General features: G+C 32.9%; 1 protein-coding gene. It reads right to left on the minus strand.

Going from position 1 to position 524, the window contains the following annotated elements; translation table 11 throughout:
* A partial coding sequence (locus AC1DQW_RS27930; protein ID WP_477457061.1) for a hypothetical protein occupies positions 1-524 on the minus strand: 524 nt, incomplete at both ends.

Here is a 524-nt window from a genome sequence, read left to right on the forward strand (position 1 = left end):
TTGACCAAGCTCGAAGTTTATCTCTAAAAAATTCCTTGAAATCTTCAAAATCCGGACTATAATTAAATTTATCTCTTGATGCAGCAATCAAGTCATTTAACCMCTCTACAACGTTAATTTCTCCGGTTATCCAAGCTAATTTAGCGTATAATCTCCCCTCTAATCCGATTCCAAATGTTTCTCTTGCTCCCACTCCAACATTAAGATTACGAATTTTTAAATACCTGGATTCAACGGGGGAAACGGGTTCATATCCCGTAGATAAAAAATACTTAAATTTAATATTTCCAATCTGAGTAAAATCCTCACTAAATTCCAACAACACACTGCCATAAGACCTTCGGAGAACTTCATCTTCATTTATAAATACCTTAAAAGGAAGTTGATCGAGATTAAACTGTAAAATATTATTGAGCTCAATATTTTGATGAGAAACAGGCAAATCTTCTGATAATTCCCATTTAAGGCGTCTTATTGCAGAATATTTTAAAATTGTATCACGATTTCCTTTTATTGAATACTCC

The organism is Mucilaginibacter sp. P5_A4 (assembly GCF_056400605.1).